Below are 26,873 nucleotides of genomic sequence, written 5' to 3'. Positions count from 1 at the left end.
GCTGTTCCAACCTAATTGATCAGCGCGCGGGACGAGAGGTGGAGACGCTGTCCTCACGCGCGACAAGGGATACGTCGGGCTTGCGTCCCGGTATCAGCGCGGTGACGGCCGAGGCGAACAGGACGGCCGCGAGCAGGGCGGGCGCGTTGAGGCCGTACACCCGTGCCACGGCCCCGCCGAGCACCGCGCCGAGCGGGGCGCCGGAGGTCGAGGAGGTCCGGAAGGCGGCGGCGATGCGGCCCACCATCGACTCGGGGCTGCGTTGCTGCATCAGTGTGACCTGGTTGATGTTCCACACCATGTTCATCGTGCCGAGCAGCAGCATCCCGGTGACCAGGGCGGGCACGTGCCGCACGGAGCCGATGAGCAGCAGCGCGCCCGTCTGGAGCGTGCCGCCCAGCAGCAGGGCCCGCACCCTGCCGGTGCGGCGCGCGATCCGCTGGGCGACGAAACCGCCGGCCAGGCTGCCGGCCGAGTACGCCGTCATGGCGGCGACGTAGCCGGTGTCGCCCGCGTGCAGCCAGCGGGTGACGTGCAGCGCGAGCGTGGCGATCAGGGCGCCCATGCCGATGTTGCACAGCAGCGTGGCCACGCAGACCGCGCGGAGCACCCTGTCGTGCCACAGCGCGCGCAGGCCCGCCCCGATCTCCGTGCGCAGGGTGCTGCCGGTCGGGCGCGGCTCCCGCTGCGGCGGCCGTGTCCGCAGGGAGGCCACGAGCGCGGCGGCCACCAGGTACGTGCCCGCGTCCGCCGCGAACGGCATGAACGCCCCGGCCGCCAGCAACAGCGGCACGAACGGGCCCGCCAGCAGTCCGCCCGCGAGTTGCTGACCGGTCATCAGCCGGGCGTTCGCGCTGCCCAGGGCTTCCCGGTCCACCAGGGAGGGCAACAGGGCCGTGGAGGCGTTGTCGAAGAGCGTCTGGAGCGCGGTGAGAGAGAAAGCGAGGGCGATCAGCAGGGGTATGGAGGCGTACCCGAGGCTCACGGCGAGGGCGAAAGCGGCGACGAGCAGGCCCCGCGCCGTGTCCACGAGCCACATCGCCCGCCGTTGGTCGACGCGGTCCGCCACAGCACCGCCGAACAGCCCGAACAGCAGCCAGGGCAGATAGCCACACGCGGTGACGGAGGCGATGACGAGGGGCTCGTCGGTGAGGCTCACGGCGAGCAACGGCAGCGCGGATGTGCGCAACGCGTCGCCGAACCGGGAGACCACGGCGGCGGTCCACAGCCGGCCGAATCCCCCGCGCCAGGCGGGTGTCCCCCTGCTCGCCGTCCCGACCGCAGCCACGCCTGCCCCCTCACGATGCGCCGATGCACACACCGTAGAAGGCACCACTGACAATCGGTCTGGCCCGAGCGGGGCGAAACGGCTCCGGCCAGGCGCCCGCAGGCCCCCGGCCGGTCACAACTCCTAGATCTCGCCTCGCAGTTTGGCGAGCGCCTCGGCGAGGATGGCCTCGCCGTCCGCGTCGCTGCGCCGCTCCCGTACATACGCGAGGTGCGTCTTGTACGGCTCGGTGCGCGGCGGGTCCGGCGGGTTGTCCCGGTCCTGGCCGGCCGGGAAGCCGCAGCGCGGGCAGTCCCAGGTCTCGGGAACCTGCGCGTCGCTGGCGAAGCTGGGCTGCGTCTCGTGCCCGTTGGAGCACCAGAAGGAGATGCGCAGACGCGGCGCGGACTCGCCGCGCTCGGCCTCGCCCATCGGCCCCGCCCCGACCCGGCTTCCTCGGATCGCGTTGCCACTTGCCACGGTCGTAACTCCCTGCGTGATGGTGCCGCGAAGCGAGTCGGCGTTTCGCTTCGCTGCGAGCGCCTCAGTCTACGTAAGGCCCAACGCGCGTCCAGTGATTGGAGTTACCGGCCCCCACATCCAGACGCAAGCCCCATGATAGGCCGCGCTCAGGAGCGCGTACCGAACATGGGGCTTTACGTGCGGAATGTACTGTTCGCGTGTCAGCTGTTCGTCTTCATCAGCATGCCGAGGACGATGATGCACGCGAACCACAGCAGGCCGACCACGATGGTGATCCGGTCGAGGTTGCGCTCGGCGACCGAGGAGCCGCCGACGGAGGACTGCATGCCGCCACCGAACATGTCGGAGAGGCCGCCGCCCTTTCCCTTGTGCATCAGCACCAGCAGCATCAGCAGCAGGCTGAAGACGATCAGGGCGATCGAGAACCCCAAAACCACGGCTGGACCAACTTCCTCGGATTCGGATGGACGACGGGGGCACAGCACCTGGCTGTGCCCCCGCAAGGGTACGACGTATCGCCGCTACCGCCTACTCACGGACATGATCACTGGTCGCGGAAGCGCACGATCTTGACGAACTCGTCGGCGTCCAGCGAGGCGCCGCCGACCAGGGCGCCGTCGATGTCGGCCTTGGCCATGATCTCTGCGACGTTGCCCGACTTCACGGAGCCGCCGTACTGGATGCGGACCTTGTCGGCCACGTCCTGGGAGTACAGCTCGGCGATCTTGGCGCGGATGGCGGCGCAGACCTCCTGGGCGTCCTCGGCACCGCAGACCTTGCCGGTGCCGATGGCCCACACGGGCTCGTAGGCGATCACGATGGTCTCGGCCTGCTCGGCCGGCAGGTCCTTCAGACCGCCCTCGACCTGGGTGAGGGTGTGGCTGACGTGGTCGCCCGCCTCGCGGACGTCCAGTTCCTCGCCGACGCACAGGATCGGGGTGAGGCCGTGCTTGTAGGCGGCCTTGACCTTGGCGTTGACCAGCTCGTCGGTCTCGTTGTGGTACTGGCGCCGCTCGGAGTGGCCGATCACCACGTAGGTGCACTTCAGCTTGGCCAGCATCGGGCCGGAGATCTCACCCGTGTAGGCGCCGGAGTCGTGCTGGGAGATGTCCTGGGCGCCGTACTTGATCTTGAGCTTGTCGCCGTCGACCAGGGTCTGCACGGAACGCAGGTCGGTGAAGGGCGGCAGGACGGCGACCTCGACGGCCTCGTAGTCCTTGTCGGCCAGGGCGAACGCGAGCTTCTGGACGTGTGCGATGGCCTCCAGGTGGTTGAGGTTCATCTTCCAGTTGCCCGCCATCAGCGGCGTGCGCGTGCTCAAGGGTCAGTCCTCCAGTGCGGCGAGGCCGGGGAGCGTCTTGCCCTCGAGGTATTCGAGGGAGGCGCCGCCACCGGTCGAGATGTGGCCGAATGCGTTCTCGTCGAAACCGAGCGTGCGCACGGCCGCGGCGGAGTCACCGCCGCCGACGACGGTGAAGCCGTTCGTGTCGACGAGTGCCTGGGCGACCGCCTTGGTGCCCTCGGCGTAGTCGGGGTGCTCGAAGACGCCCATGGGACCGTTCCAGAAGACGGTCTCGGCGTCGGCGAGCTTCGAGGCGTAGAGCTCTCGGGTCTTGGGGCCGATGTCCAGGCCCTCCTGGTCGGCGGGGATCTTGTCCGCGTCGACCACGGTGTTCTCGGTGGGCGCCTTGGTCTTCAGGTCCGGGAAGGTCCGGGAGACCACGACGTCGACGGGGAGCAGCAGCTCGACGCCCTGCTTCTCGGCGCGCTCCATGTACTCCGTGACGGCCGGGACCTGGTCCTCCTGGAGGAGGGAGATGCCGACCTCGTAGCCCTTGGCCTTGAGGAAGGTGTAGGCCATGCCGCCGCCGATGAGGAGCCGGTCGGCCTTGCCGAGCAGCTGGTCGATGACGGCGAGCTTGTCGGAGACCTTGGCGCCGCCGAGCGCGACGACGTAGGGGCGCTTGACGTCCTCGGTGAGCTTCTTCAGAACACCGACCTCGGTGGCGATCAGGTGGCCGGCGTAGTGCGGCAGCCGGGCCGGGAGGTCGTAGACCGAGGCGTGCTTACGGTGCACGGCGCCGAAGCCGTCACCGACGTAGACGTCGGCGAGGGCGGCCAGCCGGTCGGCGAACTCACCGCGCTCGGTGTCGTCCTTGGACGTCTCGCCGGGGTTGAAGCGCAGGTTCTCGATGACCGCGACCTGGCCGGGCTGGAGGCCGTCGACGGCGTCGTGGGCGGCGGGACCGACGGTGTCCTGGGCGAAGGCGACCGGGGCGCCGAGCAGTTCACCGAGGCGCTCGGCGGCGGGCAGCAGCGAGAAGGCGAGGTCCGGGGCGCCCTTGGGGCGGCCCAGGTGCGAGGCGACGACCACCTTGGCGCCCGCGTCCGCGAGGGCCTTGACGGTGGGCAGGACGGCGCGGATGCGGCCGTCGTCGGTGATCGTCCCGTCGGCCAGCGGCACGTTGAGGTCGGCGCGGACGAAGACCCGCTTGCCGCTCACGCCGTCGGCGAGAAGTTCGTCGATCGTCTTCATGGGAGTGGACTCCTACAGGAGGGCTCGTGGTGCACCTGATCGTAAAAGGACGTGGTCAGTACGTGGGACAGGGCCCGGACAGCGCGGCGGTGCGCTGCACGGGCCCTGCTCCCACTTCGGGGTCCTGCTTCGGCGATCAGAGCTGGTTGCCGACGAAGACCGTGAGGTCGACGAGGCGGTTGGAGTAGCCCCACTCGTTGTCGTACCAGCCGATGACCTTCACGTTCTTGCCCTCCTGGACCATGGTCAGGGAGGAGTCGAAGGTGCAGGAGGCCGGGGCGTTGACGATGTCGGAGGAGACGATCGGGTCCTCCGTGTAGTCGAGGAGGCCCTTCAGCTCACCCTCGGCGGCCTTCTGGAAGGCGGCGTTGACCTCTTCCTTGGTGACCTCGCGGCCCAGTTCCACGACCAGGTCGGTGACGGAGCCGGTCGGGACCGGGACGCGCATGGCCATGCCGTCCAGCTTGCCCTTGAGCTGCGGCAGGACCAGGGCGGTGGCCTTGGCGGCACCGGTGGTGGTCGGGATGATGTTCTCGGCGGCGGCACGGGCGCGGCGCAGGTCCTTGTGCGGGAAGTCCAGGATGCGCTGGTCGTTCGTGTACGCGTGCACCGTGGTCATCAGGCCCTTGACGATGCCGAAGTTCTCGTCGAGGACCTTCGCCATCGGCGCCACACAGTTGGTGGTGCAGGAGGCGTTGGAGATGACGTGGTGGTTCGCCGGGTCGTACTTGTCCTGGTTGACGCCCATCACGATGGTGATGTCCTCGTCCTTGGCCGGAGCCGAGATGAGGACCTTCTTCGCGCCACCGGCGATGTGCTTCGCGGCGTCTTCCTTCTTGGTGAAGATGCCGGTCGACTCGATGACGATGTCGACACCCAGCTCGCCCCACGGGATGTCGGCCGGGTTGCGCTCGGACAGCACCTTGATGGTGTGGCCGTCGACGGTGATGGTGTCGGCGGTGTGGGAGACCTCCTGCTTGAGGCGGCCCAGGATCGTGTCGTACTTGAGCAGGTGGGCGGTGGTCGCGGTGTCACCCAGGTCGTTGACAGCCACGACCTCGATGTCCGCCCCCTGCTCCAGCAGCGCGCGGAAGTAGTTACGCCCGATGCGGCCGAAGCCGTTGATGCCTACGCGGATCGTCACGAACCGATCTCCTCGTTGGTACGCCGGCCATGCGGTGCCGGCGAGCTCTGTTTGGGATGTCCCCGACCACCACCGACCCTACCTCTCCGCGGGCCCCGAGGTGACATCGAGAGTGGCCCATACACGGGCAGGCGGTCCGTACCGGCCAGTAGGGTACGGACCGCCTCGGATCGGCAGCGGATTCACCCGTATTTATTACGGAACGCGGCGCACTTCTGACGCCGTTTTCACTCGTTCGTGAGCGGGTCGGCTCACTTGATGCGCACTCCCTCCGCGCACCGTTGAGAGGGGGTCCCGCTCACCTGTCGAGCGAGTCGAACGCCTTCCGCAGCAGAGCCGCCCGGCCGGCCGCCGACGGCACCTGTTCCAGACCGAAACCGAGCAGCACGGTGTCGTCCGTGGTGACAGCTCCGTACGTCTGGAACAGGGTCCCGGTTCGCGTCCAGTCCTTCAGCACCGCCGGGCTGCCGGCGGGCGGCCCGGCCGCCTTCCAGGCACCCAGGGACGTCTCGAAGCCCTCGGTCTCCCTCGCCGTGCCGCCGACGACCAGCGAGGCGTCGTCGGCGAGGACACCGTGCCCGCCGCTGCCGGGGTCGGTGATGTAGCTGATCGAGACCTCGACGGACTTCCCGGCGTACGCGCTCAGGTCGAAGCTCACCTGCTGCCAGCCGCCGGAGCTGCCGGTGAGGCTGTGCCACGCACCCGTGGTGCCGGTCGCGGTGCAGGCGTTGCCCGTGAGCGTCAGGTAGTGCTTCAGCCACGGGTGCTCGCCGATCAGGAAGCCGGCCCCGCACTCGTCCGGTACGGCCGCCTTCGTGGCCCCTTGGGCCTCCGGCAGGGTCGTCCAGTCGTCCGCGCCGACGGTGTGCGCCTCCACCACCGCGTGGTCGTAGCCGGGCTCGGTGTCCCACAGCAGCCGGGTGCTCAGGGCCGGCTTGTCGGCGGCGGCGACACGGGTGAGGTCGATGGTGCGGGTGAGGCGCTTGTAGGCGTCGTCGGTGTGCACGGCGGCTGCCATGGAGGCGCCCGTGTACGGCCCGTACGGGTTGACCGTGCCGGCGAAGTTGCCCGCGCCCGCGCTCTTGAACTGCGGATACGAGGCGACCGGCAGCTCGTCGGAGGTGACGCCGTAGGTGCCGGCCTTGTCGAGCGGGTTGCCGGGCGCGTCGCCGAGGGCGCCGGTGAAGCCTTCGAGCGCGCCGGAGCCGGTGAATCCGGTGGCGCCCTTGGTCGACGTACGGCTGTAGGCGCCCAGGTAGTACTGGCTGAAGTCGTCCGACAGGGTGCCGTCGCCGAGGTCGACGCTGCCGCCGGCCAGCTCGCCGGCCTCGATCAGCCTTCCGCCCTCGTTGAGATAGGCGCGCAGCTGGAGCTGGGTGGCGTTGGCGGGGCCGTTCGCGCCGGAGTAGTGCACGACCGTCCGGAAGTGCTTCAGCACGCCGAGCGCGTCCGGGGCGCCCTGCGTGGCCACGTCCCACACGAGTGCCCGGTGCCCGGCGGCCTTCAGCGCGTCCACGTACGTCCGCGCCTGCGCGGCGGCCGTGCCCTCCTCGGCGACCACGAGGGTGTCGGCCGTCGGCCGCTTCGCGATCGTGTAGGTGAAGTGGGCGCTGGAGACCTTCTTCCCGCCCCCGGTCTCGCCGGTGAACCACACCTCGACCTTGTCGCCCGGCGCGCCGTCCCGCACCTTGGCGCGGTACTCGTCGAAGTAGAGGTTGTCCTCACCGCCGTAGGTCTGCCCGCCCCGCCAGTGCTTCAACGCCTGGGCCCGCGTACGGCCGCCGTTGACGCGGTACTTGAGTTCCTTGTTCCGGACCGCCTTGCGGACGACAGCCGAGACCTCCTGGTCCGCGCCCCGGGAGTACGACGCCGAGAACGTGGCCGGGGTGAAGTCGGCGGCGCTCAGACCGACCGAGGAGGCCGGCTTGTCGGGGTGTACGGCGGTCTCGGCGACGGAGAGCGCGAACGGGACGTTCTTGGCGAACTCCTGCTGGATCAGCTTCTCGTCGTCGGGGAAGTTGAACACCGACTGGCAGTCCTGGCTCTTCCAGGCGTCGTCCGGGTCGAGGTCCGACGCGGTCTGGCAGGTCGACATCTCCGGGGTGAACATCGCCATCCCGTTGACGTTCGACGCGTGGCCGTCCGCCTCGCCGTTGGTGGTGTACAGCTCCGAGGAGACCTGGGGGTGGTAGCCCGGGACGGCGGAGTTGCCGGGGGTGCCGGCGAGCGCCTTGTAGAGGACGTCGTCGGGGGTCGGGGTCGCCACCTGCCAGCCGACGCCGTAGAGGAGGAGTTCGGCGGCGGAGTGGTAGTTGATGCCGTACCGGAAGCCGACGCGCTTCTCGAAGGCGTCGAGTGCCTTGGTCTCGGGCTCGGAGCCGGGGCTCGCGCCACGGTAGGTCTGGCTGGTGGGGTTGGGGGACGAACCCTCGTCGTCGTAGCCCCACTTGTAGGGGAAGTTGCGGTTGAGGTCGACGCCGTCGCCCGTGCTGATGACACCGTCGCCGTTGACGTCCCGCAGGTTCTTGCGCCACAGGCGGGTGCCGGAGTCCTTGAAGGTGTAGTCGTAGCCGTCCGGGTTGGCCGAGAGGACGAACCACAGCTCCGTCGAGTCGACGATCTTCTTGACGCGCCGGTCGGTCGTGTAGCGGTCCAGGTAGTAGTGCATCAGACGCCGGGTCATCTCCGGCGTGATCCACTCGCGCGCGTGCTGGTTGGACATGTACAGCACGGCGGGCCTGGACCCGTCCTTCGACTTCTTCGCGTTCCTGGTCAGTTTGAGCGCGAGGATGTCCTGGCCGCCCAGGGTCCGGCCGATGGACTCCACCTTGGTGAGGCCGGGGTGGGCCTGGGCGGTGCGGAGGATCTCCTCCTTGAGCCCGCCGCTTCCGCTGTACGGGCGGAACACGCCCTGGGCGGCGTCCTCGACCCTGGCCTCCGACTTGGCCGAGAGCGCGTGCTCGGTGAGGCCGATACCCTGCTCGCGCAGCTGCGCGGCCTGCTTGCCGGTGAGGTAGACCTCGACCTTGGCCTTACCGCCTCCGCTCACCCGCTCACCGAGTTCGTGGCCGTCCTGGCCGGCCTTGAGCAGCAGGGGTACCTGCTGCTTCGTGACCTCGGCGCGGTAGACCCTGACCTCGTCCGGCTCGGCCGGCGCCGGACTTCCGTTCTGTGCCTGGGCAATGGGTGCGAGGCTCGCTCCGCCGATCAGAAGCGCGCCGACAGCGAGGATCGATCTCGCTCTGTGTCTCATGAACCCCCCTAGCGGTGGTCCGCCACAGCGACGAACAGGTTGCCAGGCTCATGTCACTCCATGATCGAGTCAAGAGCGCCACATGGACACGCAAAAGCCGGTGCCGACCACCCGAACGGCCGTCGGCACCGGCGAACTGACGCGTCGTCCGGTCAACCGGCCAGGTTGTCCGCCAGTTCCTCGCTGAGGTTGGCCTCCGTGCCCGGGATGCCCAGATCGGCGGCGCGCTTGTCGGCCATCGCCAGCAGCCGGCGGATACGGCCCGCGACCGCGTCCTTCGTCAGCGGCGGATCGGCGAGCGCGCCCAGCTCCTCCAGGGAGGCCTGCTTGTGCTCCATGCGCAGCCGCCCGGCGGCGGCCAGGTGCTCGGGCACCTCGTCGCCCAGGATCTCCAGCGCGCGCTGGACCCGGGCCCCGGCGGCCACGGCGGCACGGGCCGAGCGGCGCAGGTTGGCGTCGTCGAAGTTGGCGAGCCGGTTGGCCGTGGCCCGCACCTCGCGGCGCATCCGGCGCTCCTCCCAGGCCAGCACGGACTCATGGGCGCCCAGCCGGGTGAGCAGGGCGCCGATCGCGTCACCGTCCCGGACGACGACCCGGTCCACCCCGCGCACCTCGCGGGCCTTCGCGGCGATCGACAGTCTGCGGGCGGCACCGACCAGCGCGAGCGCCGCCTCCGGGCCCGGGCAGGTCACCTCCAGGGAGGAGGAACGGCCGGGCTCGGTCAGCGAGCCGTGCGCCAGGAAGGCCCCGCGCCAGGCCGCCTCCGCGTCGCAGGTGGCCCCCGAGACCACCTGCGGGGGCAGACCGCGGATCGGACGGCCTCTGCCGTCCACGAGACCCGTCTGCCGGGCCAGCTGGTCACCGCCCGCGACGACCCGGACGACATACCGCGAGCCGCGGCGCAGCCCGCCGGGCGCCATCACGATCAGCTCGGAGCTGTGCCCGAAGATCTCCAGGATGTCCCGCTTGAGCCGGCGTGCCGCCATCGCGGTGTCCAGCTCCGCCTCGATCACGATGCGTCCGCTCACCAGGTGGAGGCCTCCGGCGAACCGCAGAATGGCGGAGACCTCCGCCTTCCTGCAGCAGGTCCGGGTGACGGGGAGCCGGGAGATCTCGTCCTTCACCGCTGCCGTCATCGCCATGGGCCGATCCTTCCATGCATCCGAAAAATACGGTCGTACGCGGCGGCCAACAGCTCCGGATCGTGCCGGGGTGATCCGTCGGTCCGGGCCACCGGGGCCAGCTCGACCGCGGCTCCCAGCCGCTTGGCGGCCTCGGTGAGCGAGTCACGGTCGGGCACGGCGGCCTCGTCGGCCAGCACCACGTCCAGGGCGAGTTTAGGGGCGTGTCGCCCCAAAACCTCCAAATGACGCTGCGGGGAGAAGCCCTCGGTTTCTCCCGGCTGCGGCGCCAGGTTCAGCGAGAGCACACGGCGTGCCTTGGTCTCGGTGAGGGCGTCCAGCAGCTCGGGGACGAGCAGGTGCGGGATGACCGAGGAGAACCAGGAACCGGGGCCGAGCACCACCCAGTCCGCGTCCAGGACCGCCGCCACGGCCTCGGGAACCGCGGGCGGGTCGTTGGGCACGAGATGCACCGACTGCACCTCGCCGGGCGTCAGGGCCACGGTCGCCTGCCCGCGCACCGTGTCCACGTCGTCCGGGCGCTCCGGGTCATGCCCCTTGACCAGGGCCTGCAGCTCCAGCGGCACGGCCGACATGGGCAGCACACGCCCGTGCGCGCCGAGCAGCTTGCCGACCAGGTCCAGGGCCTGCACATGATCGCCGAGCTGCTCCCACAGGGCGACGATCAGCAGATTGCCGACCGCGTGCTCGTGCAGCTCGCCCTGGGACTGGAACCGGTGCTGGATGACCCGGGCCCAGGTCTGGCCCCAGGCGTCGTCCCCGCACAGCGCGGCCAGCGCCTTGCGCAGGTCGCCGGGCGGCAGCACGCCCAGCTCGTCCCGGAGCCGGCCACTGGAGCCGCCGTCGTCGGCCACGGTGACGACGGCGGTGAGATCACCGGTGATCCGGCGCAGCGCGGCGAGCGAGGCGGACAGGCCCATGCCGCCGCCGAGGGCCACCACCTTGGGCTGGGCGCCGCGCCGGCGGGTCCGGCCCCCGCGGGCCTCGGCCGAGCGGCCGGCGCGCGCGTCGGGCACCATCCGGCGCAGCCTGCTCAGCCGCGGTGTACGTTCCGTCATTCCCGTCCCATGTCCCGGTGTACGACCACCGTCTCCACACCCTCGGCCGCGAGGCGCGCGGCGAGCTTCTCCGACATCGCGACCGAGCGGTGCTTGCCGCCGGTACAGCCGATGGCGATGGTCACATACCGCTTGCCCTCGCGCCGGTAGCCGGCCGCGATGAGCCGCAGCAGTTCGGCGTACCGGTCGAGGAACTCCTTCGCGCCGGGCTGGTTGAAGACGTAGGCGGCGACCTCCTCGTTGAGGCCGGTGTAGGGGCGCAGCTCCGGGACCCAGTGCGGGTTGGGCAGGAACCGCATGTCCGCGACCAGGTCGGCGTCGACCGGGAGGCCGTACTTGAAGCCGAAGGACATCACGGTGGCCCGCAGCTCGGGCTCCTCCTCCCCGGCGAACTGGGCGTCCATCTTGGCGCGCAGCTCGTGCACGTTGAGGCTGGAGGTGTCGATCACCAGGTCGGCGTCGCCGCGCAGCTCGCGCAGCAGCTCCCGCTCGGCGGCGATGCCGTCCACGATGCGCCCGTCGCCCTGGAGCGGGTGCGGGCGGCGCACCGACTCGAAGCGGCGGACCAGTGCCTCGTCGGAGGACTCCAGGAAGACGATCCGCCGGGTGACGCCCCGGGTGTCCAGGTCGGCGAGGGACTCGCGCAGGTTGTCGAAGAAGCGCCGGCCGCGCACGTCCACGACGACCGCGATCCGCGCCACGTTGCCCTGGGAACGGGCCCCCAGCTCCACCATGGTGGGGATGAGGGCGGGCGGGAGGTTGTCGACGACGAACCAGCCGAGGTCCTCCAGACACTTCGCGGCCGTGGACCGGCCGGCCCCGGACATGCCGGAGATGATCACCAGCTCGGGGATGGCCGCCTCGGGGACCCCGGCTGTCTCGCTGCCCGTACTCACCTGTGCTCCGTTGTCCTGGCCGGTGTCCTGTCCGGCGTCCCGGTCCGCGCCGGGCCGGGTGGTGTCCTGGCCGGTCTCGGGCCGGCTCGCGGGCCGGCCGGTGTCGGGCCGGACGACATCGTCGCCCGTGCCGCTGTGCGCCTGATCTCGCTGTGCTGTGGGCTGTGCGTCGTGCTCGGTCATGTCTCCTGCCCCCGTCGTTCGTCCGGGACGCCCGCGGTCACGGGCTCCCCCGAGGAACCCCCCGTCGTATCGGGTTCCTCGTCCTCAATGATCTCTCCGGTCGCCGTGTTCACGGCGGGTGCGGCCGGGGCCGCCTGGGCGAGAGCCACGGCGATGGTCTCGGCCGTCTTCCGGCCTATCCCGGGCACTTCCTGGATCTGCTCGATTGTGGCGGACCGGAGCTTTTTCACCGAGCCGAAATGCTTGATGAGCGCCTGTTTGCGGGTCTCGCCGAGGCCGGGGACGTCGTCCAGCGGGCCCGCGCGGAAGCGCTTGGCGCGCTTGGTGCGCTGGTAGGTGATCGCGAACCGGTGGGCCTCGTCGCGGACGCGCTGGAGCAGATAGAGGCCCTCACTGGTGCGGGGCAGCACCACCGGGTCGTCCTCGCCGGGCACCCAGACCTCCTCCAGGCGCTTGGCGAGACCGCAGACGGCGATGTCGTCGATGCCCAGCTCGTCCAGCGCGCGCCGGGCCGCCGCGACCTGCGGCTGACCGCCGTCGACCACGACCAGCTGGGGCGGGTAGGCGAACTTCTTGGGGCGGCCGTCGTCGTCCTTGAGGGAATCGGTGATCACCTGTGTGCCGGTGAGCGCGGCGTCGTCGGGGAGGGAGCCGTCGGCGCCGGGGCCTTCGCCCAGAGGGCCATGGGTGCCGGAGCCTGAGGTGAGGGAGCCGTCGGCGCCGGAGCCGTCGGTCCACTCCCCCGTCCGCTCCTTCTCGGCGAGGTAGCGCTTGAAGCGGCGGGTGATCACCTCGTGCATGGAGCGGACGTCGTCCTGCCCGGCGAAGCCCTTGATCTGGAACCGCCGGTACTCGCTCTTGCGCTGCAGGCCGTCCTCGAAGACGACCATGGAGGCGACCACGTCGTCACCTTGGAGATGCGAGATGTCGTAGCACTCGATCCGCAGCGGGGCGCTGTCCAGGTCGAGCGCCTCGGCGATCTCCTCCAGCGCACGCGAGCGCGTGGTCAGGTCGGAGGCGCGCCTGGTCTTGTGCAGCGCGAGGGCCTGCTGGGCGTTGCGCTGCACGGTCTCCATGAGCGCCTTCTTGTCGCCGCGCTGCGGGATCCGCAGCGACACGTTCGACCCGCGGCGGCCGGTCAGCCACTCCTGGACCGGCTCGACCGGCTCGGGCAGGGCCGGGACCAGCACCTCCTTGGGGACCGCGTCCCCGCTCTCCTCCCCGTACAGCTGCTGCAGGGCGTGCTCGACCAGGGCGCCGGTGGTGACCTCCTCGACCTTGTCGGTCACCCAGCCGCGCTGGCCGCGGACCCGGCCGCCGCGCACATGGAAGATCTGCACGGCCGCCTCCAGCTCGTCCTCGGCGACGGCGATGAGGTCGGCGTCGGTCGCGTCGGCGAGCACGACCGCGTTCTTCTCCATGGCCTTCTTCAGGGCCCCTATGTCGTCCCGCAGGCGGGCCGCCCGCTCGTACTCCATCTCCTCGGCCGCCTCCATCATCTGCTTCTCCAGACGGCGGAGGTAGGTGCCGGTACGGCCGGCCATGAAGTCGCAGAACTCCTCGGCCAGCTCCTGGTGGTCCTCCGGGGTGATCCGGCCGACGCAGGGAGCGGAGCACTTGCCGATGTAGCCGAGCAGGCAGGGCCGGCCGGTGCGGGCGGCGTTCTTGAAGACGCCGGCCGAACAGGTGCGCACCGGGAAGACCCGCAGCAGCAGATCCACGGTGTCCCGGATGGCCCACGCGTGCCCGTACGGCCCGAAGTAGCGGACGCCCTTCTTCTTCTGACCACGCATCACCTGAACCCGCGGGAACTGCTCGTTCATCGTGACCGCGAGGTACGGGTAGCTCTTGTCGTCCCGGTACTTGACGTTGAACCGGGGGTCGTACTCCTTGATCCAGGAGTACTCCAGCTGCAGCGCCTCGACCTCCGTGGACACCACCGTCCACTCCACGGACGCTGCCGTGGTCACCATCGTCCGGGTGCGCGGGTGCAGGTTCGCCAGGTCCTGGAAGTAGTTCGCCAGGCGCTGGCGCAGGCTCTTCGCCTTTCCGACGTAGATCACCCGGCGGTGCTCGTCACGGAACCTGTACACCCCCGGGGAGTCCGGGATGTCTCCCGGCCTGGGGCGGTAGCTGGAGGGGTCGGCCATGTCTCACACCCTACTGGCCAGCACCGACACCGCGTCGGGCCTGTGGACAACGCCCCCACCCGGACGGAGTCCCCGCGGCGGCCTCGCCGCACCCCTCCGGCCTGCGGCCGGCCGGACCCCTCGTTCCGAGGCTCACCGGGTCTCTTGGAACAGGGGGCGCGCGGCTCGCGCGGGACGGTACGAGGCGGGGGCACGGTGCGCACCGGGAAGACCCGCCGGCCGGTGCAGGCGGCCACACGCGCCCCTCCTCCCTGACGTCCTCCACGCCCCTCCTCCTGACGCCCTCCGCGCCGCCTCGGCCCGGCCGCCAGTCGCGTTCCAGCCATGCCGGTGACGCCCCGCCTGGCGCCGCCCCTCCGGCCCGGGCCCTGACCGAGGCGTGCGACAGCCCTCGCCGCCCCCGCCCGCCGGCCGCGGAACACCACTGTCCGGCCAGTCGTCCGGAACGGCCGGGTCCCAGGTGTTGTCGGGTTCTGGTCAACACGCTTCAATGCGGGGGAACTCGGGGCCGTACACACAGGCGTACGGGCAGGCGCGGCGTTCCCAGCCAGGGGCGCCCGCGGCACCCACGGGGGTGGCCCCGCACACCCGCACAGGCGGTCTGACCAGCCGTGGCGACACCTCACAGAAAGGCCTCTCGGCATGCGGCATGCCACAGAGCACGCGGACGTCCCCACCGCGGAACTGGACACGGCCCTGCGCGGCGGCCCCTTCCATGTGGCGCTGCGCGCCGCGATCGCCGCACGCGGCCTGCCCCTCCAGCGCGTGCAGCACCATCTGTCACGCCACGGGGTCAAGGTGGGTGTCACCAGCCTGAGTTACTGGCAGCAGGGTGCTCGCCGCCCGCAACGCCCGGAGTCGCTGCGCGCCGTACGGGCGTTGGAGGAGATCCTCCAGCTGCCGGACGAGTCGCTGATCCGGCTGCTCGCGGAGTCCGACGAGCGGGCGACGGCCGACCGCCCGACGGGCCGCTCCTACCGCTCCCTGATCGAGGCCTCGGGCGTCGTGGACCGGCTGGCCGCCGATCTCGGCTGGTCCCTGGACGGCGGGCTGCACACCGTGGGGCACCACGAATGCGTCCGGATCGGCGCCCGGCGCGAGCTGGTGAGCCGCGAGGCCCACCACATCGTGCGGGCCCACCGCGACGGCGTCGACCGCTTCGTCGCCGTCCACCACGGCGACCCCGGCTGCGACCCGCGCCGTGTCACCGTGCACGCCCTGGAGAACTGCCGCACCGGTCGCCTCCGCCGGGACCAGGACACCGGCATCCTCGTCGCGGAGCTGCTCTTCGGCACCCGGCTGCGTTCCGGCGACACCTTCCTCTTCCGGTACGGCATCGAGGACGGCACGGCCGGAACGTCACGCGAGTACCTCCAGCGGTTCGGCTTCCCCGGCGGCCAGTACGCCCTCCAGGTGCGCTTCGACACGGCCGCGCTGCCGGTGCGCTGCCACCGCTTCACCCAGCACTCGGCCGCGGCCCCGCGCAGCGGCCGGCAGGAGCTGTCCGTGTCCAGTCCGCACCACTGCGTCCACCTGGTCGAGCCCCGGATCCGGCCGGGCATCCTGGGGATCGCCTGGGACTGGGAGTGAGCAGAGCCCGACGCTCCGCACGCTGAGCCGGGCTTCCGCCCACCGCTCCATCGGTCCCGCGGCTCTCCGGTCAGTCCGCGGGACCGGCGACGATCCTGCCCTCGGCGGCCTTCACCGACAGCTCGGGCAGGGGCTCGGTGGCCGGCGCCTGGACCACCTTGCCCGTCACGGCATCGAACTCGCTGCCGTGGCAGGGGCAGATCAGGGTCGTGCCCTGCAGCTTGTTGATGGGGCACCCGGCGTGCGTGCAGATCGTGCTGTACGCCTTCAGGGTGCCGTCCTCGGCGCGGCTGACCACCACGTTGTGATCCCGGTAGAGCTTGGCCCCGCCCTTCGCCACCTCGCTCTCGGCGCCGAGGTCGACCGGCGCGGTGGGGGCGTCCGCGGCAGAAGCACTGCCGTCCGGGGCCGAGCACGCGGCCAGGCCGAGCCCGGCGACCGGGGCCGCGGCGGCCCCTCGAAGGACAGTACGGCGGCTCGCGGAGGAGCGGGCGGGCATCTGGGACTCCACTGGTCAAGGGGTGTGCAGGGTGACGATACCCCCGGCAGAGGGGACGCTCTCGGAGCGGGGGGCGCGCTGGACGTGGGCGGGGCCCGGCGTCCGCCCGAATGGTTGGGAGGCTGGTTGAGCGGCGTGGAGTGAGGAGACCCAGGAGACGTAAACGCTTGCGTAAGCGTTTACGCGGGGCAGGGTCATGGGATAGCGTCCGGCCGGAAGCCGAGAACACCGGAGTCTGGGCCGATCGAACGGCCGGCTCAGGGAAGGAAGCGCGATGGCCACCATGGCGGATGTCGCCCGGAGCGCGGGGGTCTCCGTGGCGACCGTCTCCCACGTGCTCAACGGCACGCGTCCGGTGCTCCCCCACACCCGCCAGGCCGTGCTCGACGCCGTGGACGCCCTCGGTTACACCCCGAACACCCTGGCCCGCTCCCTGGTGACCTCGCGCACCCGCTCCATCGGCCTCGCGGTGTCGGCGATCAGCAACCCGTACTTCACGGAGATCCTGCAAGGTGTCGAGGCCGCTGCTCTGAAGGCGGGCTACAGCCTGCTCATCGCGGATCCGCACGACGACCCCCGGCACGAGCGGAAGGTCGCGCAGCTCCTCCATGAGCGCCGGGTGGACGGCATGATCGTCGCCCCGTCCGCCGACCCGAGCGACCTTGTCGGCTATCTGCGCCGCCACGCCGTACCGACGGTGTTCCTGGACCGGCTGGTCGACGCCCGCGCGACGGAGGACATCGCGCCGGGCGACGGTGCCGCCGCTTCGCCGGACACCCCGTGCTTCGACCAGGTCTGTGCCGAGAGTGCCGCGCCGACGGCCCTGCTCGTGACCCACCTCGCCGGGCTGGGGCACCGCCGGATCGCCCTGGTCGCGGGCCTGCCCGGGCTCAGTACCACCAGTGAGCGCGTCTCCGGCTACCGGGAGGGCCTCGCCGCGGCCGGTCTGGCACACGACGAGCGTCTCCTCGTGTCCGGCCACTCCGCATCCGCCGGGGCCGAGCGGGCCACGGCGGACCTGCTCGCCCTGCCCGATCCGCCCACCGCACTCGTCACCGCAAACAACGCGATGACCATCGGCGCGCTGCGCGCGCTGCGCCGGCACGGCCGGTCCGTGCCGGACGACATCGCCCTGTGCTGCTTCGACGACTTCGCCTGGGCCGACCTGTTCTCGCCCCGGCTGACCGCCATCGCCCAGCCCAGCCGGGAGTTGGGCGCCCAAGCCGTCCGGGTGCTCCTGGACCGTCTGGGCGAGCCGGACCGGCCGGCGCGGACGGTCCGGCTGCCGTGCGCGTTCGTCCACCGCACGTCCTGCGGCTGTCCGGAGGAGCCGGTCAGCCGCACCGGAGCTGCCGGGGCCACCGCATCATCCACGCTTGCCGAGAAGGGAACCGCCTCGTGATCGTCGTCGCCGGTGAGGCACTGATCGACCTGGTACCGCAGGGCCCCGGTGCCCTCGCGGTCCTGAAGCCGGCGCTCGGCGGCGGCCCGTACAACACCGCCGTGGCGCTGGGCCGGCTCGGCTCCCGCACCGCCTTCTGCTCCCGGACGTCGGACGACGCCTTCGGCGAGGCCCTGCTCGACGGGCTGCGGCGGGCCGGCGTCGATGTGTCCGGTGTCCAGCGGGGGCCGGAACCGACGACCCTCGCCGTGGCCACGCTCGACGCCGCCGGTTCGGCCGCCTACTCCTTCTATGTCGACGGCACCGCCGACCGTCTGTTCACCACCCCCGCCGTGCTCCCCGCCGGTACGCGCGCGGTGTCCTTCGGTACCTGCTCGCTCGTCCTGGAACCGGGGGCGAGCGCCTATGAGGAGCTGATGCGGACCGCTGCCGGACAGGGACTGTTCACCGCTCTCGATCCCAACATCCGGGCGGGACTCATCCCGGACGCGGACGCCTACCGGGCGCGTTTCAAGAGCTGGCTGCCCTCGGTGACGCTGCTGAAGCTGTCCGAGGAGGACGCTGCGTGGCTCGGCGGCACCCCGAGCGAGTGGCTGGCCGCGGGACCGGCGGCCGTGGTGATCACGCGGGGCGGCGACGGTCTGACCGTGTTCACCCGGGACGGTGGGGAGCATTCCGTGCCGGGTGAGAAGGTCGATGTCGTGGACACCATCGGCGCCGGTGACACGGTGAACGCGGCCTTGCTGCACGGGCTGGCCGCCCGGGACGCGCTGTCCGCCGAAGCGCTCGCCGCCCTCGGGACGGAGGGCTGGACACGGCTGCTGCGCTTCGCGGCACGGGCGGCGGCGATCACCTGCTCGCGGGCGGGGGCCGAGCCGCCGTACGCGGCGGAGCTGGGCGGTTCGGCCGCGCTGTGAGCGGTCTGCTTTCCCTGTGCTGTTGACAAGGTACGGCCGGGCCCGCGGTGTGCGGGGACCTGTCGGACCGCTGGACCGGGCTGGCTGATGGTGGAACGAACGGCGCCCCGCGGGGAGTTCCCGCGGGGCGCCGATTTCTGACGTCGTGTCAGCGTGTCAGGCCTTACGGGCCCGCGTCGTCTTCTTCGCGGGCGTCGCCTTCTTCGTGGCCGCGGCCGCCTTCTCGGTCGCGGTGTTGTTGGCCTTGGCCGTCACCGTCTTCCTCGTCGAGGACTTGGCCGCGGCCGTCTTCCGTGTCGTGCTGCCCCGCCGTGCCTTCACCGGCTCGGCGTCGCTGATGCGGTCGGCGCCGAGGATCTCGCGCAGGAACTTGCCCGTGTGGCTCGCCGGAACCCCGGCGACCTCCTCCGGCGTGCCCTCGGCGACGACCAGGCCACCGCCGGCGCCGCCCTCCGGTCCCATGTCCACGATCCAGTCGGCGGTCTTGATCACGTCGAGGTTGTGCTCGATGACGATGACCGTGTTGCCCTTGTCGACCAGTCCGCCGAGGACCGTGAGCAGCTTGCTGATGTCCTCGAAGTGCAGACCCGTGGTCGGCTCGTCCAGGACGTAGACCGTGCGTCCGGTGGACCGCTTCTGCAGTTCGCTGGCGAGTTTGACGCGCTGTGCCTCACCACCGGAGAGGGTGGTGGCGGACTGGCCCAGGCGGACGTAACCGAGGCCGACGTCGTTCAGCGTCCTCAGGTGACGGGAGATCGCCGGGACCGCCTCGAAGAAGTGCATGGCCTCCTCGATCGGCATGTTCAGGACCTCGGCGATGGACTTGCCCTTGTAGTGGACCTCCAGGGTCTCCCGGTTGTACCGGGCGCCGTGGCAGACCTCGCACGGGACGTAGACGTCCGGGAGGAAGTTCATCTCGATCTTGATCGTGCCGTCGCCCGCGCAGTTCTCGCAGCGGCCGCCCTTGACGTTGAAGGAGAAGCGGCCGGGCTGGTAGCCCCGGACCTTCGCCTCGGTGGTCTCGGCGAACAGCTTGCGGATGTGGTCGAAGACACCGGTGTACGTCGCCGGGTTGGACCGCGGGGTCCGGCCGATCGGTGACTGGTCGACGTGCACGACCTTGTCGACCAGGTCGTCGCCGTCCACGCGCGTGTGCCGTCCGGGGACGGTCCGGGCGCCGTTCAGCTCGCGGGCCAGGTGCGTGTACAGGATGTCGTTGACCAGGGTCGACTTGCCGGACCCGGAGACGCCGGTGACGGCCGTGAAGACACCCAGCGGGAAGGACACGTCGATGTCCTGCAGGTTGTTCTCACGGGCGCCGTGCACGGTGAGCTGCCGGGAGGGGTCACGGGGGCGCCGTACGTCCGGGAGCGGGATCGACTTGCGGCCCGAGAGGTACGCGCCGGTCTGCGACTCGGTGTTGGCGAGCAGCTCCTTCAGGGAGCCGCTGTGCACGACCTTGCCGCCGTGCTCACCGGCGCCGGGGCCGATGTCCACGATCCAGTCGGCGACCTTGATGGTGTCCTCGTCGTGCTCGACCACGATGAGCGTGTTGCCCATGTCGCGCAGACGGACCAGGGTCTCGATCAGACGGTGGTTGTCCCGCTGGTGCAGGCCGATGGACGGCTCGTCCAGGACGTACAGCACGCCGACGAGGCCGGAGCCGATCTGGGTGGCGAGGCGGATGCGCTGGGCCTCGCCGCCGGAGAGGGTGCCGGCCGCGCGGTTGAGCGAGAGGTAGTCCAGGCCGACGTCGACCAGGAAGCGGAGCCGCTCGTTGACCTCCTTCAGGACCCTCTCGGCGATCTTCTTGTCGCGGGCGTTCAGCTTCAGCTCGCCCAGGAAGTCCGCGCAGTCGCTGATCGACATCCCGGAGACCTCGGCGATCGACTTCCCCATGATCGTGACCGCGAGGACGATCGGCTTCAGTCGCGTGCCCTGGCAGGAGGGGCAGGGCACCTCACGCATGTAGCCCTCGAAGCGCTCGCGGCTGGCGTCGCTCTCGGCCTCGCTGTGGCGGCGCTTGACGAACGGCACCGCGCCCTCGAAGGGGGTGGTGTAGACCCGCTCACGGCCGTACCGGTTGCGGTAACGCACCTCGATCTGGGTCTTGTGGCCATAGAGGAGGGCCTTCTTGGCGCGCTGGGGCAGCCCCGCGAAGGGGATGTCCGTGCGGAAGCCGAGGGCGTCGGCGAGAGCGCCGATCAGGCGGCTGAAGTAGTCCTTCGTGTGCCCGTGCGACCACGGGTGGATGGCGCCCTCGTCCAGGGACTTGTCCTCGTCCGGGACGATCAGCTCCGGGTCGACCTCCATGCGCGTGCCGATGCCGGTGCACTCCGGGCAGGCGCCGAAGGGCGAGTTGAAGGAGAAGGAGCGGGGCTCCAGCTCCTCGAAGGACAGGTCGTCGTACGGGCAGTACAGGTGCTCCGAGTACATGCGCTCGCGCTCGGGGTCGTCCTCGGGGAGATCCACGAAGTCGAGCACGACCATGCCGCCGGACAGGCCGAGGGCGGTCTCCACGGAGTCCGTGAGGCGGCGCTTGGCGGAGTCCTTCACCGTGAGGCGGTCCACGACCACCTCGATGGTGTGCTTCTCCTGCTTCTTCAGGACCGGCGGCTCGGACAGCTGGATGGTCTGGCCGTCCACGCGCGCGCGGGAGTAACCCTTGGTCTGGAGGTCGGCGAAGAGGTCGACGAACTCCCCCTTGCGCTCGCGCACCAGGGGGGACAGCACCTGGAAGCGGCTCCCCTCCGGCAGCTCCAGGACCTTGTCCACGATGGCCTGCGGTGACTGGCGCGAGATCGGGCGGCCGCACTCGGGACAGTGCGGCTTGCCGACGCGCGCGAAGAGCAGACGCAGGTAGTCGTAGACCTCGGTGATCGTGCCGACCGTCGAGCGCGGGTTGCGCGAGGTCGACTTCTGGTCGATGGAGACCGCCGGGGAGAGGCCCTCGATGAAGTCGACGTCGGGCTTGTCCATCTGGCCGAGGAACTGCCGTGCGTACGAGGAGAGCGACTCCACGTAACGGCGCTGGCCCTCCGCGAAGATCGTGTCGAAGGCCAGGGAGGACTTGCCCGACCCGGACAGGCCCGTGAAGACGATGAGCGAGTCACGAGGCAGGTCGAGCGAGACATTCTTCAGGTTGTGCTCGCGCGCGCCACGGACGATGAGACGGTCGGCCACGCCGGTCCGCACCTTTCTTGAGAGAAGTGACAGGGGCGGGGCCCCCGTGCTTCTTCAGACTAGGGGGAGCCACTGACAACGCCGGTCGGATTGCCCGGTTGCATAACAACCCCCGGCCATCCAGCATGCCCGACGCCGCCCTCGACCATATAGCACGTGCATTCGATTTGCGGGCGGGGTTCATCACCTTCACCCGAAGGTGTGGCCGGACTAGGGTCGGCGCCATGATGGATCACGCTCATGACCTGGCCTGTGTACGGGAAGCGACAGATCGGCTCCTCACCGCGGTCGCCACCATGGACAACGCATCGCTCGCCGCGCCGTCACGGCTTCCGGGCTGGAGCCGTGGGCACGTCCTGGCCCATCTCGCCCGCAACGCGGACGCGCTCGTGAACGTGCTCCAGGGCCGTCCCATGTACGCGAGCGCCGAGGCGCGGGACATCGACATCGAGCGGGACGCCCCGCGGCCCGTGGAGGTTCAGATCGCCGACGTCCGGGAGAGCGCGGCCCGCTTCCAGGCGGCCGGCGAGGCGCCCGCGGACTGGACACGCACGGTGGAACTGCGCAACGGAGTCACCGACTCCGCGTCCCGGGTGCCGTTCCGGCGGTGGGTGGAGGTGGAGCTGCACCACGTCGACCTCGGGATCGGGTACGAGCTGGAGGATCTTCCCGCGGAGTTCCTGGAGCGGGAGACCGGCTTCCTCGCCGAGCGGTTCTCGGGGCGCCCGGAGATCCCGGCGACCCTCGTCACGGACGGCACGCGCGCGTGGACGACCGGGCGCGCGGCGGACGAGCCCGGGATCACGGTCACCGGCCGGCCGGCGGACCTGGTCGGCTGGCTCGCCGGGCGCCGTGACGGGGCGGCGCTGGAGGCGGGGGGCGGGGCACTGCCGAAACTGCCTCCGCTGTAGGACGGAACGTCCGCGGGCCGACCCGGGCGGCCGTCCACCGGGACTCGCGCGCTATAGGCTGACCGTCATGACGTACTCCGGAGAGGTCAGGGTCGGCGGACCGGCGGATGTGCACGAGCTGAAAGACCTGATGATCACCAAGATCGCGGTCGGGCCGATGGACAACAACGCCTACCTGCTGCGCTGCCGGGCCACCGACGAGCAGCTCCTGATCGACGCCGCCAACGAGGCGGAGACGCTCCTCGGCATGATCGGTGACGACGGCATCGCGTCCGTCGTCACCACGCACCAGCACGGCGATCACTGGCAGGCGCTCGCCGAGGTCGTCGCGGCCACCGGCGCGCGCACGTACGCCGGCCGTGAAGACGCCCCCGGCATCCCGGTGCCCACCGACGTCCTCGTCGACGACGGCGACGTCATCAGGGTGGGCCGCGTGGAGCTCACCGCGCGCCATCTGGTCGGGCACACGCCCGGATCGATCGCGCTGGTCTACGACGACCCGCACGGCCACCCGCACGTCTTCACCGGCGACTGCCTCTTCCCCGGCGGTGTCGGCAACACGCGCAAGGACCCGAAGGCGTTCGCCAGCCTGATCCACGACGTGGAGACGAAGCTCTTCGACGTGCTGCCGGACGAGACGTGGGTCTATCCGGGGCACGGCAACGACACCACGCTGGGCACGGAACGGCCGCATCTGCCGGAGTGGCACGCGCGCGGGTGGTGAGCGGGGCGCCGACCGGCTCGCGTCCCAGGGTGCGCTTCGGCGTACAGGGCGTACGCGCGCCCCACGCAGGACAGTTACGCATGCGCCGAGCGCGCGCCGTGCACGCGCCCGGCGTGCACTACCCCTCCGCGCGCCCCGTGTGAACCTTTCGCACGCACCGGGCCCCCGTGCGCACTCCCGAAGACCGGTCCACCGCAGTCAACTGGTAGCAGCCCCGCGCAGGATGACGGCTCCTGAGCGGTAGGGGCCGCCGGTCTCCAACCCCGCCCTCGGCCGGCGGCCCAGGCTCGGCTCACGCGCGCGTGGGCTGCGGCCGGCCGCGTTCACACGGCCGCAACACCCGTTCCCAGCATGCGGACAACCACCGCCGTGACATGGACAGACGCCGCGTTCGCTGCCAGTCTCCCGCCATGCATCCTGCCCCTCGCGCCCTGCGCCGCGCGGTCGCCGCCGTCACCGTAGCCCTGCTCGCCACCGCCGTCGGCTGCGCTCCGCAGCCCGAGGAGAAGGCGTCGGCCGCCCCGTCCGGGTCGGCCGCGAAGAGCTGCGCCAAGGGCAAACTCGCCACCAGGACCGCCGGGAAACTGACGATCGCGACGGACGAACCGGCGTACGAGCCCTGGTTCAAGGACGACAAGCCCGCCAACGGCAAGGGCTTCGAGTCAGCCGTCGCCTACGCCGTCGCCGAGCAACTGGGGTACGACAAGAGCGCGGTCGTCTGGCAGAGCGTGCCGTTCAACAAGGCGTTCGCGCCCGGGGTGAAGACGTTCGACTTCGACATCAACCAGGTATCGATCAGCGCCGAACGCAAGAAGGCCGTGGACTTCTCCTCCGGTTACTACGACGTGCGCCAGGCGGTCATCGCCCTGAAGGGCGGCAAGGCCGCCCAGGCGAAGAGCATCGCGGACCTCAAGAAACTGAAGCTGGGCGCCCAGGTCGGCACCACGAGCCTCGACTACATCACCGACGTCGTGAAGCCGGCACAGGACGCGGCCGTCTACGCCAAGAACGACCAGGCGAAGTCCGCGCTGAAAAACGGCCAGGTCGACGCCATCGTCACGGACCTGCCGACCGCGTTCTACATCACGGCCGCCGAGGTGACGAACGCCAAGATCGTCGGCCAGTTCGAGAACCAGGGCGGCACGCCCGAGCAGTTCGGGCTCGTGCTGGACAAGGGCAGTGCGCTGACCTCGTGCGTGAGCGGCGCCGTCGACGCCCTCCGCAAGGACGGCACGCTGGCCGGGATCGAGAAGCAGTGGCTCTCGGACGCCGTCGACGCCCCGGTGCTGAAGTGACGGTCACCGAGGGAGAGTCGGCCCGGGAGGGGGCGGACGACAAGGGGGACATGACCGGCGGAACCGGCGACGGTGTCCCAGGTGACGGCTACGCGCCCTCCGAGCGGCGTCTGGCGCGCGAGCGCTACAGACGCGCGCGTGCCCGCCGCGCCACGGCCGTCGCGGCCCTCTCGACGCTCGTCACGGCCGTCCTGCTCTATCTCGTCGTCGTCAACGCACCGGGCTGGCCGCGCACCAAGGAGACGTTCTTCAGCGCGCACTACGCGCGCGAGGCGTTCCCGAAGGTCCTCGAAGGACTGTGGCTGAACGTCCGCCTGCTGCTGATCTGCGGTGCCGCCGTCCTGGTCCTGGGCATGCTGATCGCCGTCGCGCGGACCCTGCGCGGCCCGGTCTTCTTCCCGCTGCGGGTGCTGGCGGCGGCGTACACCGACTTCTTCCGCGGTCTGCCGCTGATCATCAACCTGATGATCGTGGTCCTGGGTGTGCCGGCGCTTCGGCTGCAGGGCGTGACGGTCGATCCGGTGCTGCTCGGCGGCACGGCGCTGACGCTGACCTACTCCGCGTACGTGGCGGAGGTGTTCCGGGCCGGCATCGAGTCGATCCACCCCTCGCAGCGCGCAGCGGCGCGCTCGCTCGGCCTGACCAACCGGCAGGCCCTGCGCTACGTCGTCCTGCCGCAGGCGGTGCGCCGCCAGGTGCCGCCGCTGCTCAACGACCTGGTGTCGTTGCAGAAGGACACCGGTCTGGTGTCCATCGGGGGTGCGGTGGACGCCGTACGGGCGGCCGACATCGTCGTGGGCCGCAGTCTGAACTACACGCCGTACATCGTCGCGGGGCTGGTGTTCGTCGCGCTGACCATCCCGATGACCCGGTTCACCGACTGGGTGACGGCCCGGATGGACCGGCGGCGGGCCCAGGGAGGGTCCCTGTGAGCGCCCGGGGAGGAGCCCCTGTGAGCACGCCCGAGAACACGCCCGTGAGCAACGCGCCGGTGCTGCGGATGGAGTCCGTCCGCAAGACCTTCGGCGGATCGGTCGTCCTGCGGGACGTCGGTCTGGAGGTCGCCCCGCACACGGTGACCGCGCTGATCGGCGCCTCCGGCTCGGGCAAGTCCACGCTGCTGCGCTGCGCCAACCTCCTGGAGGAGATCGACGACGGCGCCATCTGGCTGGACGGCGAGGAGATCACCGACCCGCGCGTGGACCAGGACGCGGTACGGCGCCGGATCGGCGTCGTCTTCCAGGCGTACAACCTGTTCCCGCACATGACCGTGCTGGACAACATCACTCTCGCGCCGCGCCGGGTGCACGGGGTCTCCCGCAAGGAGGCCGAGGAACGGGCCAGGGAGCTGCTGGAGCGCCTCGGGCTGGCCGGCAAGGCCGATGCCTACCCGGACCGGCTCAGCGGCGGTCAGCAGCAGCGTGTGGCGATCGTACGGGCCCTCGCGGTGCGGCCCCGGCTGTTGCTGCTGGACGAGATCACGGCCGCGCTCGACCCAGAGCTGGTGGGCGAGGTACTGGAGGTGGTGCGTGGCCTGAAGGACGAGGGCATGACCATGGTGCTGGCCACGCACGAGATGGGCTTCGCGCGGGACGTCGCCGACCAGGTCTGCTTCCTGGACGGCGGGGTCGTGCTGGAGCGCGGCACCGCCGAGCAGGTCTTCGGCGACCCGCAGCAGGAGCGCACGCGGCGCTTCCTGCGGCGGATCGTGGAGGCGGGCCGGCTGTAAGTCCCCCGCGCGGGTCACACGTCCGCTCGCGCCGCCCCGACCAGTGCCGCGACCCGCTCCACGCCGAACACATAGCCCTGCACTCCGCATCCCGCGATCACGCCGTCGGCGCGCAGCGAGACGTAGGAGTGGTGCCGGAACGATTCACGCCGGTGGATGTTGGAGATGTGCACCTCCAGCACGGGCATGCCGTCACAGGTGTTGAGCGCGTCCAGGATGGCGACCGACGTGTGCGAGTAGGCGCCGGGGTTGATGACGATCCCGCAGTGACCGAGCCGCGCCTCGTGGATCCAGTCGACCAGCTCCCCCTCGTGGTTGGACTGCCGGAAGTCGACCGTGCCGCCGTGCGCGGCCGCCGCCTTGGCACACAGCGCCTCCACGTCGGCCAGCGTCTCGTTGCCGTAGATCTCGGGCTGTCGCTGACCGAGGAGGTTCAGGTTGGGCCCGTTGAGGATCATGATCGGGGCGTTGGCCAGGGTGCGGGGCACGGTTCCTCCGGTCCGTTCGGTGC

General features: G+C 70.8%; 22 protein-coding genes. 8 read left to right on the top strand and 14 right to left on the bottom strand.

Features of this window, described 5'->3' with window-relative positions; all coding sequences use genetic code 11:
- Positions 1 to 19: 19 nt before the first annotated feature.
- The 11 genes from AB0L21_RS01250 to uvrC form a co-directional block, all read right to left on the bottom strand.
- The gene (locus AB0L21_RS01250) at positions 20 to 1,213 is read right to left on the bottom strand and encodes an MFS transporter (RefSeq protein WP_365781658.1); all 1,194 of its coding nucleotides are present in this window, start codon (positions 1,211 to 1,213) and stop codon (positions 20 to 22) included.
- Positions 1,214 to 1,411: 198 nt separating this feature from the next.
- Positions 1,412 to 1,747 carry an RNA polymerase-binding protein RbpA gene (locus tag AB0L21_RS01245; protein WP_003976875.1) on the bottom strand — a complete coding sequence of 112 codons (336 nt, stop codon included), beginning with the start codon at positions 1,745 to 1,747 and terminating at the stop codon, positions 1,412 to 1,414.
- A gap of 203 nt (positions 1,748 to 1,950) precedes the next feature.
- Positions 1,951 to 2,181, bottom strand: coding sequence for a preprotein translocase subunit SecG (secG, locus tag AB0L21_RS01240; RefSeq protein ID WP_365698962.1), 231 nt, complete (start codon positions 2,179 to 2,181; stop codon positions 1,951 to 1,953).
- A 113-nt stretch (positions 2,182 to 2,294) separates the two neighbouring features.
- Positions 2,295 to 3,071 (bottom strand): triose-phosphate isomerase, encoded by a 777-nt coding sequence (tpiA, locus tag AB0L21_RS01235; protein ID WP_365698810.1) that lies wholly within the window; start codon positions 3,069 to 3,071, stop codon positions 2,295 to 2,297.
- A 3-nt stretch (positions 3,072 to 3,074) separates the two neighbouring features.
- The gene (locus tag AB0L21_RS01230; RefSeq protein ID WP_365698809.1) at positions 3,075 to 4,286 is read right to left on the bottom strand and encodes a phosphoglycerate kinase; all 1,212 of its coding nucleotides are present in this window, start codon (positions 4,284 to 4,286) and stop codon (positions 3,075 to 3,077) included.
- Positions 4,287 to 4,422: 136 nt separating this feature from the next.
- A complete protein-coding gene (gap, locus tag AB0L21_RS01225) occupies positions 4,423 to 5,430 on the bottom strand; it encodes a type I glyceraldehyde-3-phosphate dehydrogenase (RefSeq protein ID WP_014672009.1) in 1,008 nt (335 codons plus the stop codon).
- A gap of 298 nt (positions 5,431 to 5,728) precedes the next feature.
- Positions 5,729 to 8,683, bottom strand: coding sequence for a M14 family zinc carboxypeptidase (locus AB0L21_RS01220; RefSeq protein WP_365781505.1), 2,955 nt, complete (start codon positions 8,681 to 8,683; stop codon positions 5,729 to 5,731).
- Between the two features lie 152 nt (positions 8,684 to 8,835).
- On the bottom strand, positions 8,836 to 9,825 hold the full coding sequence (whiA, locus tag AB0L21_RS01215) for a DNA-binding protein WhiA (protein ID WP_030583311.1): 990 nt from the start codon (positions 9,823 to 9,825) through the stop codon (positions 8,836 to 8,838).
- Positions 9,816 to 10,883: a uridine diphosphate-N-acetylglucosamine-binding protein YvcK gene (gene yvcK / locus AB0L21_RS01210; protein WP_365781503.1), complete on the bottom strand. Its 1,068-nt coding sequence runs from the start codon at positions 10,881 to 10,883 to the stop codon at positions 9,816 to 9,818. Before yvcK ends, whiA begins: the two co-directional genes overlap by 10 nt.
- Positions 10,880 to 11,962: an RNase adapter RapZ gene (gene rapZ, locus AB0L21_RS01205; protein WP_365698806.1), complete on the bottom strand. Its 1,083-nt coding sequence runs from the start codon at positions 11,960 to 11,962 to the stop codon at positions 10,880 to 10,882. Before rapZ ends, yvcK begins: the two co-directional genes overlap by 4 nt.
- A complete protein-coding gene (uvrC, locus tag AB0L21_RS01200; RefSeq protein WP_365698805.1) occupies positions 11,959 to 14,112 on the bottom strand; it encodes an excinuclease ABC subunit UvrC in 2,154 nt (717 codons plus the stop codon). Before uvrC ends, rapZ begins: the two co-directional genes overlap by 4 nt.
- 642 nt (positions 14,113 to 14,754) lie before the next feature.
- Between uvrC and AB0L21_RS01195 the strand changes: the two genes are divergently transcribed.
- Positions 14,755 to 15,702 (top strand): hypothetical protein, encoded by a 948-nt coding sequence (locus AB0L21_RS01195; RefSeq protein ID WP_365781501.1) that lies wholly within the window; start codon positions 14,755 to 14,757, stop codon positions 15,700 to 15,702.
- Positions 15,703 to 15,772: 70 nt separating this feature from the next.
- Here AB0L21_RS01195 and AB0L21_RS01190 read toward each other — a convergent pair whose 3' ends face one another.
- Positions 15,773 to 16,201 carry a Rieske 2Fe-2S domain-containing protein gene (locus tag AB0L21_RS01190; protein ID WP_365781499.1) on the bottom strand — a complete coding sequence of 143 codons (429 nt, stop codon included), beginning with the start codon at positions 16,199 to 16,201 and terminating at the stop codon, positions 15,773 to 15,775.
- 274 nt (positions 16,202 to 16,475) lie between these two features.
- Here AB0L21_RS01190 and AB0L21_RS01185 point away from each other — a divergent pair, with 274 nt between their 5' ends.
- Positions 16,476 to 17,603 carry a LacI family DNA-binding transcriptional regulator gene (locus AB0L21_RS01185; RefSeq protein WP_365781497.1) on the top strand — a complete coding sequence of 376 codons (1,128 nt, stop codon included), beginning with the start codon at positions 16,476 to 16,478 and terminating at the stop codon, positions 17,601 to 17,603.
- Complete coding sequence (locus AB0L21_RS01180) at positions 17,600 to 18,520, top strand: carbohydrate kinase (RefSeq protein WP_365698801.1); 921 nt, start codon at positions 17,600 to 17,602, stop codon at positions 18,518 to 18,520. Before AB0L21_RS01185 ends, AB0L21_RS01180 begins: the two co-directional genes overlap by 4 nt.
- A gap of 156 nt (positions 18,521 to 18,676) precedes the next feature.
- Here AB0L21_RS01180 and uvrA read toward each other — a convergent pair whose 3' ends face one another.
- Positions 18,677 to 21,703 carry an excinuclease ABC subunit UvrA gene (gene uvrA / locus AB0L21_RS01175; protein ID WP_365698800.1) on the bottom strand — a complete coding sequence of 1,009 codons (3,027 nt, stop codon included), beginning with the start codon at positions 21,701 to 21,703 and terminating at the stop codon, positions 18,677 to 18,679.
- Between the two features lie 224 nt (positions 21,704 to 21,927).
- Between uvrA and AB0L21_RS01170 the strand changes: the two genes are divergently transcribed.
- From AB0L21_RS01170 to AB0L21_RS01150, 5 genes are all read left to right on the top strand, one after another.
- Positions 21,928 to 22,614 (top strand): maleylpyruvate isomerase family mycothiol-dependent enzyme, encoded by a 687-nt coding sequence (locus AB0L21_RS01170; RefSeq protein WP_365781495.1) that lies wholly within the window; start codon positions 21,928 to 21,930, stop codon positions 22,612 to 22,614.
- A gap of 67 nt (positions 22,615 to 22,681) precedes the next feature.
- Positions 22,682 to 23,338, top strand: a complete 657-nt coding sequence (locus tag AB0L21_RS01165) for an MBL fold metallo-hydrolase (protein WP_365781493.1) — start codon at positions 22,682 to 22,684, stop codon at positions 23,336 to 23,338.
- A gap of 410 nt (positions 23,339 to 23,748) precedes the next feature.
- Positions 23,749 to 24,633: an ABC transporter substrate-binding protein gene (locus tag AB0L21_RS01160; RefSeq protein ID WP_365781491.1), complete on the top strand. Its 885-nt coding sequence runs from the start codon at positions 23,749 to 23,751 to the stop codon at positions 24,631 to 24,633.
- Positions 24,630 to 25,565: an amino acid ABC transporter permease gene (locus AB0L21_RS01155; protein ID WP_365781489.1), complete on the top strand. Its 936-nt coding sequence runs from the start codon at positions 24,630 to 24,632 to the stop codon at positions 25,563 to 25,565. Before AB0L21_RS01160 ends, AB0L21_RS01155 begins: the two co-directional genes overlap by 4 nt.
- Before the next feature lie 68 nt (positions 25,566 to 25,633).
- Positions 25,634 to 26,362, top strand: coding sequence for an amino acid ABC transporter ATP-binding protein (locus tag AB0L21_RS01150; protein WP_365698961.1), 729 nt, complete (start codon positions 25,634 to 25,636; stop codon positions 26,360 to 26,362).
- A 14-nt stretch (positions 26,363 to 26,376) separates the two neighbouring features.
- Here AB0L21_RS01150 and aroQ read toward each other — a convergent pair whose 3' ends face one another.
- Positions 26,377 to 26,850 carry a type II 3-dehydroquinate dehydratase gene (gene aroQ / locus AB0L21_RS01145; RefSeq protein WP_365698794.1) on the bottom strand — a complete coding sequence of 158 codons (474 nt, stop codon included), beginning with the start codon at positions 26,848 to 26,850 and terminating at the stop codon, positions 26,377 to 26,379.
- Positions 26,851 to 26,873: the final 23 nt, after the last annotated feature.

It is taken from the genome of Streptomyces sp. NPDC052721, from assembly GCF_040678315.1.
GTDB lineage: Bacteria > Actinomycetota > Actinomycetes > Streptomycetales > Streptomycetaceae > Streptomyces.
The sequence above is the reverse complement of the archived record's forward strand: the minus strand, read 5'-3'. Positions and strand labels throughout refer to the sequence as shown.

Bases quoted from the DNA above. Each gene is read 5' to 3' on its own strand.
- uvrC (WP_365698805.1), bottom strand. From the start codon at position 14,112: ATGGCCGACCCCTCCAGCTACCGCCCCAGGCCGGGAGACATCCCGGAC.
- AB0L21_RS01190 (WP_365781499.1), bottom strand. From the start codon at position 16,201: ATGCCCGCCCGCTCCTCCGCGAGCCGCCGTACTGTCCTTCGAGGGGCC.
- AB0L21_RS01185 (WP_365781497.1), top strand. From the start codon at position 16,476: ATGGCCACCATGGCGGATGTCGCCCGGAGCGCGGGGGTCTCCGTGGCG.
- AB0L21_RS01160 (WP_365781491.1), top strand. From the start codon at position 23,749: ATGCATCCTGCCCCTCGCGCCCTGCGCCGCGCGGTCGCCGCCGTCACC.
- AB0L21_RS01220 (WP_365781505.1), bottom strand. From the start codon at position 8,683: ATGAGACACAGAGCGAGATCGATCCTCGCTGTCGGCGCGCTTCTGATC.
- whiA (WP_030583311.1), bottom strand. From the start codon at position 9,825: ATGGCGATGACGGCAGCGGTGAAGGACGAGATCTCCCGGCTCCCCGTC.
- AB0L21_RS01165 (WP_365781493.1), top strand. From the start codon at position 22,682: ATGACGTACTCCGGAGAGGTCAGGGTCGGCGGACCGGCGGATGTGCAC.
- rapZ (WP_365698806.1), bottom strand. From the start codon at position 11,962: ATGACCGAGCACGACGCACAGCCCACAGCACAGCGAGATCAGGCGCAC.
- AB0L21_RS01195 (WP_365781501.1), top strand. From the start codon at position 14,755: ATGCGGCATGCCACAGAGCACGCGGACGTCCCCACCGCGGAACTGGAC.
- AB0L21_RS01170 (WP_365781495.1), top strand. From the start codon at position 21,928: ATGATGGATCACGCTCATGACCTGGCCTGTGTACGGGAAGCGACAGAT.
- AB0L21_RS01150 (WP_365698961.1), top strand. From the start codon at position 25,634: ATGGAGTCCGTCCGCAAGACCTTCGGCGGATCGGTCGTCCTGCGGGAC.
- yvcK (WP_365781503.1), bottom strand. From the start codon at position 10,883: ATGACGGAACGTACACCGCGGCTGAGCAGGCTGCGCCGGATGGTGCCC.
- AB0L21_RS01230 (WP_365698809.1), bottom strand. From the start codon at position 4,286: ATGAAGACGATCGACGAACTTCTCGCCGACGGCGTGAGCGGCAAGCGG.